The organism is Trebonia sp. (genome assembly GCF_049794275.1).
In the GTDB taxonomy this organism is placed as follows: domain Bacteria; phylum Actinomycetota; class Actinomycetes; order Streptosporangiales; family Streptosporangiaceae; genus Trebonia.
On record NZ_JBARCR010000293.1, the window covers coordinates 1 to 6,198 of the forward strand.

8 protein-coding genes are annotated in these 6,198 nt (G+C 69.8%); 3 read left to right on the forward strand and 5 right to left on the reverse strand.

Features of this window, described 5'->3' with window-relative positions; genetic code table 11:
• Positions 1–301, reverse strand: a 301-nt coding sequence (locus WA805_RS08260) for a hypothetical protein (protein WP_425242035.1), incomplete at its 3' end; no start/stop codon positions are given.
• A 99-nt stretch (positions 302–400) separates the two neighbouring features.
• Between WA805_RS08260 and WA805_RS08265 the strand changes: the two genes are divergently transcribed.
• A complete protein-coding gene (locus WA805_RS08265; RefSeq protein WP_422275628.1) occupies positions 401–1,123 on the forward strand; it encodes a Type 1 glutamine amidotransferase-like domain-containing protein in 723 nt (240 codons plus the stop codon).
• 45 nt (positions 1,124–1,168) lie between these two features.
• Here the strand turns inward: WA805_RS08265 and WA805_RS08270 are convergent, their stop codons facing one another.
• Both WA805_RS08270 and WA805_RS08275 read right to left on the reverse strand, forming a co-directional pair.
• Positions 1,169–1,372, reverse strand: a complete 204-nt coding sequence (locus tag WA805_RS08270) for a hypothetical protein (RefSeq protein ID WP_422275630.1) — start codon at positions 1,370–1,372, stop codon at positions 1,169–1,171.
• Positions 1,369–2,139 carry a COG4280 domain-containing protein gene (locus tag WA805_RS08275; protein WP_422337825.1) on the reverse strand — a complete coding sequence of 257 codons (771 nt, stop codon included), beginning with the start codon at positions 2,137–2,139 and terminating at the stop codon, positions 1,369–1,371. The genes WA805_RS08270 and WA805_RS08275 overlap by 4 nt, the downstream gene beginning before the upstream one ends.
• A 33-nt stretch (positions 2,140–2,172) precedes the next feature.
• On the opposite strand from WA805_RS08275, the gene WA805_RS08280 reads away from it, so the two are divergent.
• On the forward strand, positions 2,173–2,745 hold the full coding sequence (locus WA805_RS08280; protein ID WP_424559672.1) for a Chromate resistance protein ChrB: 573 nt from the start codon (positions 2,173–2,175) through the stop codon (positions 2,743–2,745).
• A 299-nt stretch (positions 2,746–3,044) separates the two neighbouring features.
• Here the strand turns inward: WA805_RS08280 and WA805_RS08285 are convergent, their stop codons facing one another.
• Positions 3,045–4,022: a DMT family transporter gene (locus tag WA805_RS08285; protein ID WP_422290878.1), complete on the reverse strand. Its 978-nt coding sequence runs from the start codon at positions 4,020–4,022 to the stop codon at positions 3,045–3,047.
• An 82-nt stretch (positions 4,023–4,104) separates the two neighbouring features.
• Positions 4,105–5,643 carry a hypothetical protein gene (locus WA805_RS08290; RefSeq protein WP_425242036.1) on the reverse strand — a complete coding sequence of 513 codons (1,539 nt, stop codon included), beginning with the start codon at positions 5,641–5,643 and terminating at the stop codon, positions 4,105–4,107.
• Between the two features lie 261 nt (positions 5,644–5,904).
• On the opposite strand from WA805_RS08290, the gene WA805_RS08295 reads away from it, so the two are divergent.
• Positions 5,905–6,198, forward strand: a 294-nt coding sequence (locus tag WA805_RS08295) for a M17 family peptidase N-terminal domain-containing protein (RefSeq protein WP_425242037.1), incomplete at its 3' end; no start/stop codon positions are given.

Consider the following 6,198-nt stretch of genomic DNA (forward strand, 5'->3'; position numbering starts at 1 on the left):
TGCGCGGCTTGGGCGAGCCCGCCGCGCCGCCCCTGCCGCGGTAGATGAGCAGGCCGTTGTCCGGGTCGGGCACTCCGTCGAGCGCAGCGCGGACGGCGGGCAGCGCGCGGAACGCCTCCCATTGCTCATCGGTGCGGAACAGCACCTCGAAGATCACGCCGTGCTGCGTGTCGTGCCATTCGTAGTAGAGCGCGCCGTGCGTGATCGCCGCCTCGGTGAGCTCGTCCTCGTAGGCGTACCGCCACCCGCTGGCCGGGAGCTTGTCGCCGGAGAAAACCTCGATCGACCACCATTCAGCCATGCCGGGCCACCCGTCTGTGCCGTCTTGGTCGCGTAAACACGATAGTACGTCTTTCGCGACCGTTTTGCGCCGGTCCGCGAACGCCGATACGTTCTCGGCATGGCAGCAGACGGACGGCGGCATGTGCTGGCGATCGGCGGCGGCATGCTGATGCCCCGCGACTCGGCCCCGCTGCAGGTGAAGTACGCGATGGAGCTGACCGGACGGCCCCGGCCGAAGCTGTGCGTGCTGAACACCGCCGTCGGCGACGACCCGAACGCCTACCTGCGCGTCTACGACCGGCTCGCGGAGACACAAGCCCGGGTCAGGCACCTGGCGCTGTTCCCGATGCCGAACGTCGCCGACCCCGAGGACCTGCTGATGTCGCAGGACGTCATCTTCGTCGGCGGCGGCAGCGTGGCGAACATGGTCGCGGTCTGGCGGGTGCACCGGATCGACGAGATCCTGCGCAAGGCCTGGCAGGCGGGCATCGTGCTGGCCGGCTCGTCCGCGGGCGGAATCTGCTGGTTCGAGGGGGGAACCACGGACTCGTTCGGGATAAAACTGCGCGCCTTCACCGACGGACTCGCGATGCTGCCGGGAAGCTTCTGCCCGCACTACCACTCCGAGGCGGAGCGGCGGCCGCTGTACCAGCGGCTCGTCGCGGACGGCGCGCTGCCCGGCGGAATCGCCTGCGACGATGGCACCGCGGCGCACTTCACCGACGAGACGCTCGCGGAACAGGTCTCCGACCGGCCGGTGGCGAACGCCTACCTGGTCACGGAAAACGGCGCGGGCGGCGCCACGGAAACCCCGCTCCCGGTGCGCTTCCTCGGCGCATAGCGGGTCCGCCGCGCGGGCGAGGGGTGGACGGGACCTCCACCGCGTTTACTTGCGGGGTGTCGCCCGGAGCAGCGACCAGCCCAGGGCGGCGAAGGCGACCAGCGGGAGCAGCCACCACGCGTTGACGCCTGCCACGTGGGTGAGGATCGCGGTGAGCCCGAGGCCCGCGACGATGAGCGCGGCGACGTGCCAGTCGTCGCCGATCACGAAGTCGTACCAGAACGCGCCGAACGCCTTGATGCGGTTCATGAACTGACTACCTCCGATTGCCTGGCCGGGGCGCCGACGGCCGCCTTGCGGGAGCGCAGCCAGAAGACGTAGCCCGCCGAGACGAGGGCCACGACCGGGACGAGCACGAGCAGGGCGGCGTCGTTGCCTGGCCAGGCGACGCCCGCGCCCTCGGCGCCCCAGAACGTGCCGAAGCTGGTGAGCATGATGCCGACCGCGAACTTCATCCAGTTCTCCGGGACCTTGGTCAGCGGTGCCCGGACCGCGATGCCGGTGACGGTGATCACGACGATGGCGGCCGCCGCGCCGATCACGGCGGCGCCGATGTTGTCCTGGCTGGCGCCGAAGGTGATCACGATGAACACAACCTCCAGGCCTTCGAGCAGCACGCCCTTGAAGGAGAGGGTGAACGCGTACCAGTCGCTGACGCCGCGCTTTGACTCCCTGGCGGCGGTCTCGGCCGCGGTGACCTCCCTGAGGTAGGCGCTCGCCTCGTCGTGCAGCCCCTTATAGCCGGTGGCGCGCAGCACCGCCTTGCGCAGCCACTGGAGCCCGAAGATCGCCAGCAGCGCGCCGATGACCAGCCGTAGCGCGGTCAGCGGCAGGGAAGCGATCGCAGGGCCGACCGCGGCGGTGATAATGGCCAGCACGACGAGGGCCACGGCCATGCCCTGGAACGTGGACTTCCACTCGCGGGTGATGCCCGCGGCCAGCACTATCGTGAGAGCCTCGATCGCCTCGACCGCGCAGGCGACGAAGACGGTGAGGATAAGCGGGAGCGCATTCAATGAGCCGCCTCAGCTTTCGGGGAGAATACGGGAGTGACTGATCGACGTGACAAGGCGGACGCTGGCGGCGAGGAAGCCGGCGGCTGGCTGCTGCTGGTCTACCGGGTCCCGCCGGAACCGACCAGGCTGCGGTCCACGGTCTGGCGCCGCATCAAGAGCCTGGGTGCTATCTACCTGCAGAACTCCGTCGCCGCGCTGCCCGCGGGCCCCGCCGCGGAGCGGTCGCTGCGCAAGCTGCGCCGGGAAATCCTCGACATGTCCGGCACGGCGGTGCTGCTGTCGTGCGCCGTGCTGGCCGGCGAGACCGAGGTGCGCAACGCGTTCCAGGCGGCCCGCGATGATGAGTACGAGGAAATCGTCGACAAGTGCGAGGACTTCCTTCGCCAGGTGCAGAAGGAATACGACGAGAACCACTTCACCTACGCGGAGCTTGAGGAGAACGAGGTCGACCTGGTCAAGCTGCGGAACTGGTTCGCGAAGGTGACCGACCGCGACGTCTTCGGCGCGGACGGCCGGGCGGCGACCGAGCAGGCCCTTGACGCGTGCGAGCAGTCGCTCGAGGCGTACGCCGCCCGCGTCTACGCCGAGGAAGGGGAAGGACAGTGACGGCCCGATGGCCATCTCGCTCATCAGTCCGTACCTCCCGTCCCTGTCCCTGTCGTGTAACGGCCCCGTTAAATCTGCCCCCGTCAGAGCGCCACCATTCCATGTTAACCGCTGTTAGGTCCAATACGTAACGCCCGTTATTTCCAGTTTGTTACCATCGCTTCACCGTCCGGCTAACTTGCCGACACTTCCATGATGCCTCGGCTCCGCAGACTCGGGGCCATGAACCGCTCGTACCGGCGCACACGGCTGCGCCCGCTGGCCGGCGTCTCCGGCGCCGTCAAGGAATACGCGAGCGCCTAACCGGGGCCGACTCCGGTCACAAGCTCAGGCGAGGGAATGGCCGGGACTGGAGAGTGCGGTACCGGCCGCAAGTCTTGCGCGTCCTCGGCAGGATCCCCGCTTTCCTCGAAGAGGAAGAACGCGATGAGGATCACGACCGCGCCGGCCACCTGCGCCCAGGTGATCCGCTCGCCAAGGAAGGCGATCGCGGCGGCCACGCCGAAGACGGGAAGCGTGTTGAGGATCATCCCGGCCGTGGTGACCGGAACCCGGACGATCGCGTGGTTGTAGAGCAGGAACCCGGCCGCCAGGGCTATCCCTGAGGCCATCGCCACCGCCCAGTCCGCCGGGCCTGCTGCCGTACCGCCGAGCGCGCCGCCGGCCTGCCACTGCCAGGCGAGCAGCGGGAGAGTGCACAGCGCGGCGAATCCCATCTGGTGCGCGGTCACCGTGAGCGGATCGACGTCATCACCGAGCACGCGGTCGGTGAGCACGTTGCAGAGTCCCGCGCAGGCCACGCCGCCGAGCACGACCAGATTCCATGGGCCGATCCCGAGCAGGGAATGGGTGCCGCCGAGAACGGCCACCCCGGCGGCAGACAGCAGCACGCCGCTGACGGCGCGCGGTCCAGGCGAGCGGCGGGCGATGATCGCGGCGAAGGCGACGACGAAACAGGCCTCAGTGCCGTCCAGCATCGCCGAGACCGTGGCTTCAACGTGCGTGAGCCCAAGGCCGATCAGCACGTAGCCGATAGCCGGATCGATCATGCCCATGACCGCGATCCGCCTGAGCTGGCCGCGCGTGAGCCGCTGGCGGCCCCTGGCGAGGGCGCAGCCCCAGAGCGCCGCGGCCGCGGTGAGCAGCATGACAGAAAGCACCGTCATGACCGGCAGACCATCGACGGCGTACTTATACGCCGTGTTCCACAGGGCGAAAACCACCGAAGCGGCGATCAGGGGGACTACGCCGCCCCGATGCCTGATTATGTCCCGCATGTCCAGCCGCCCCCGCGTGTCCCCGTTGCCGGTTCCACCATGACGCCGCCGCATTAAGCCAGGACTGACCGCGGATTGAGGGTCACGTCCTGAGGTACAGCCCTGGCCGCGGAACGTCCCGCGACGGAACCGGCTGGCCCGCGAGTCCGATCAGCCGGAAATGCCGGCGGAAGTATCCGTACAGACCGCTGTTCCACGGGATCTGCGCGACGGTGTCGCCGGTGAGCCAGACATAGGTCGCCTGCTCCAGCGTCGTGTGCCACAGCGCGACCACCGGCGCCAGCACCACCGCGCTGGAGTGGCGCTCGTCCCCGCCGGTCATTGCGAAAAACGTCCCGAACGGATCGACCATCGCCGGGCAGCCGGGGCGACTGGAGAAGAACCGGTCAGCGACCACGGTGAAGGGGGCATCGTTGGTCACCACGCAGGCGCCCGGCGGGATCAGCCGGTCCGCCTCCGCGGTGACCTGGATGCCCCGCGTCCCGGATTCAGCCCGGAACTGCCCGACCCCGATCGCCACGAGGACGGTCACTAGCACGGCAGCCGCGACGGCGGGAAGCGCCGCTTCCTTCGCTCGCCCGGCGTCCGGACGTGCGGTCAGCAGGCCGGCAGGCAGCGCGACCGCGAGCGCGAGGAACGGGCCTTCGAAGGCCCCGTAGTGCGAGTAGTACAGCCGGGGCCAGAGCAGCATTGCGGTCACCGCCACGGCGCCGAGCAGCGCGTACGCGTCCAGCATCCGCGGGCGCCGTTCCCTGGCGAGGTATCCGGCGGCGACGAGGCCGGCGACCACTGCGCCGATGAGGAGCAGCAGCAGATGTTGCGGGTACCCGGCGGGCAGCAACTGCAGGCCGGACACGTCGGCGAGGCGGCCGCTCAGGTCCCTGCTGCCGTTGGCGTTCCTGACCAGCTGGCTCACCAGCACGTCGCGCAAGAGCGCGCCCGGCGCCAGTACCGCGAACGGCAGCAGCGGCACGCCAAGGCCGAGCGCGGCACCCGCAGCCAGCGCACCCACCGGCCTCCTCCGGCGCGCGGTGACCGCGAGCAGCAGTACGGCAAGGGCGAGCGGGAGCAGCGCCCAGATCTTCACCGCGACCGCGAACCCGAAGGCCACGCCGCCCAGCACCAGACGCCGGGTATCCGCCGCGGTCCGCGCCGCGCGCGGGCCATGACCCGGGCGCGGCGCGGTCCCGGCCATCCGGTCGCCGTCGAAGATCAGCACCGCGCCGGCCAGGCAGCACAGGTTCAGCCACGGCTCGAGGAGGAAGGTGTGCGCAGCGATCAGCGCGTCCGGGTATACGGCGTACAGGCCGCACGCGACGCCGACCGTGAACGCGCCCCGGTGCCGGACGAGGATGCCGAGCAAGATGACGTTCGCCGTGTCGGCGCACACGGTAAGGATGCGGGCGATCGCGAGACCCCACGCCGTCCCCGTCACCTTGGCCAGCAGCGCCACCGGGGTCATGAGCAGCACGCTGCCCGGCGGCTGCACTACGGCGAAGTCGCGGTACGGGACCGCCCCGCTAACAAGGCGCAGAGCGTTGCCGAACAGCACGCCGTCGTCGTATTCGGTCACGCCGAGCAGGTCGCCGGGCCTGCTGAGCTCGTAGAGGCGCAGGAGCAAGGCCGCCGCCGCGCACGCGGCTATCGTCAGCGCTACCGCCGGCTCTGCTCGTGGGAGGAGAGAGCTGACGGGAACGCTCCTCGGCCTGCCGTACAGGCGAGCACCGTACACAGGAGCAGACCGTACGCAGGAGCAGACTGTATGGCTGGGAAGATGCGCGAGCCGTTCGTTTACCGTCAGAAATCCGCGTGACGTGTGCGGTCGGTCACGGCAGGGACTGGTGTCGCCGCTTGGCGGGCCGGGTGCAATAAGCTCGGCAAGGTGACAGTCTCCCTTTCCACCAGCGAATCGGCACCGGCGAACGCGGAGGCCGATGTCCTTGTCATCGGGGTGATCCAGGCCCCGGACGGCCCCAGCGCCGCACCCGGCGCGGAGGGGGTCGACGACGCGATCGGCGGTACCCTCGCCGACGCATTCACCGCGCTCGGCGCGACCGGCGACCTTGAGGAGCTCAGCAAGATCCCCGGCGGCGGGAAGCTGCCCGCCGCGCTGATCCTGGCCGTCGGGCTCGGCGCGCCGCCCGCGGACGGCGCGCCATTCGACGCGGAGAAGCTC

What these genes read in the sequence shown, in the direction of transcription:
- WA805_RS08265 (WP_422275628.1), top strand. Translation starts at nt 401, where the DNA reads ATGGCAGCAGACGGACGGCGGCATGTGCTGGCGATCGGCGGCGGCATG.
- WA805_RS08270 (WP_422275630.1), bottom strand. Translation starts at nt 1,372, where the DNA reads ATGAACCGCATCAAGGCGTTCGGCGCGTTCTGGTACGACTTCGTGATC.
- WA805_RS08285 (WP_422290878.1), bottom strand. Translation starts at nt 4,022, where the DNA reads ATGCGGGACATAATCAGGCATCGGGGCGGCGTAGTCCCCCTGATCGCC.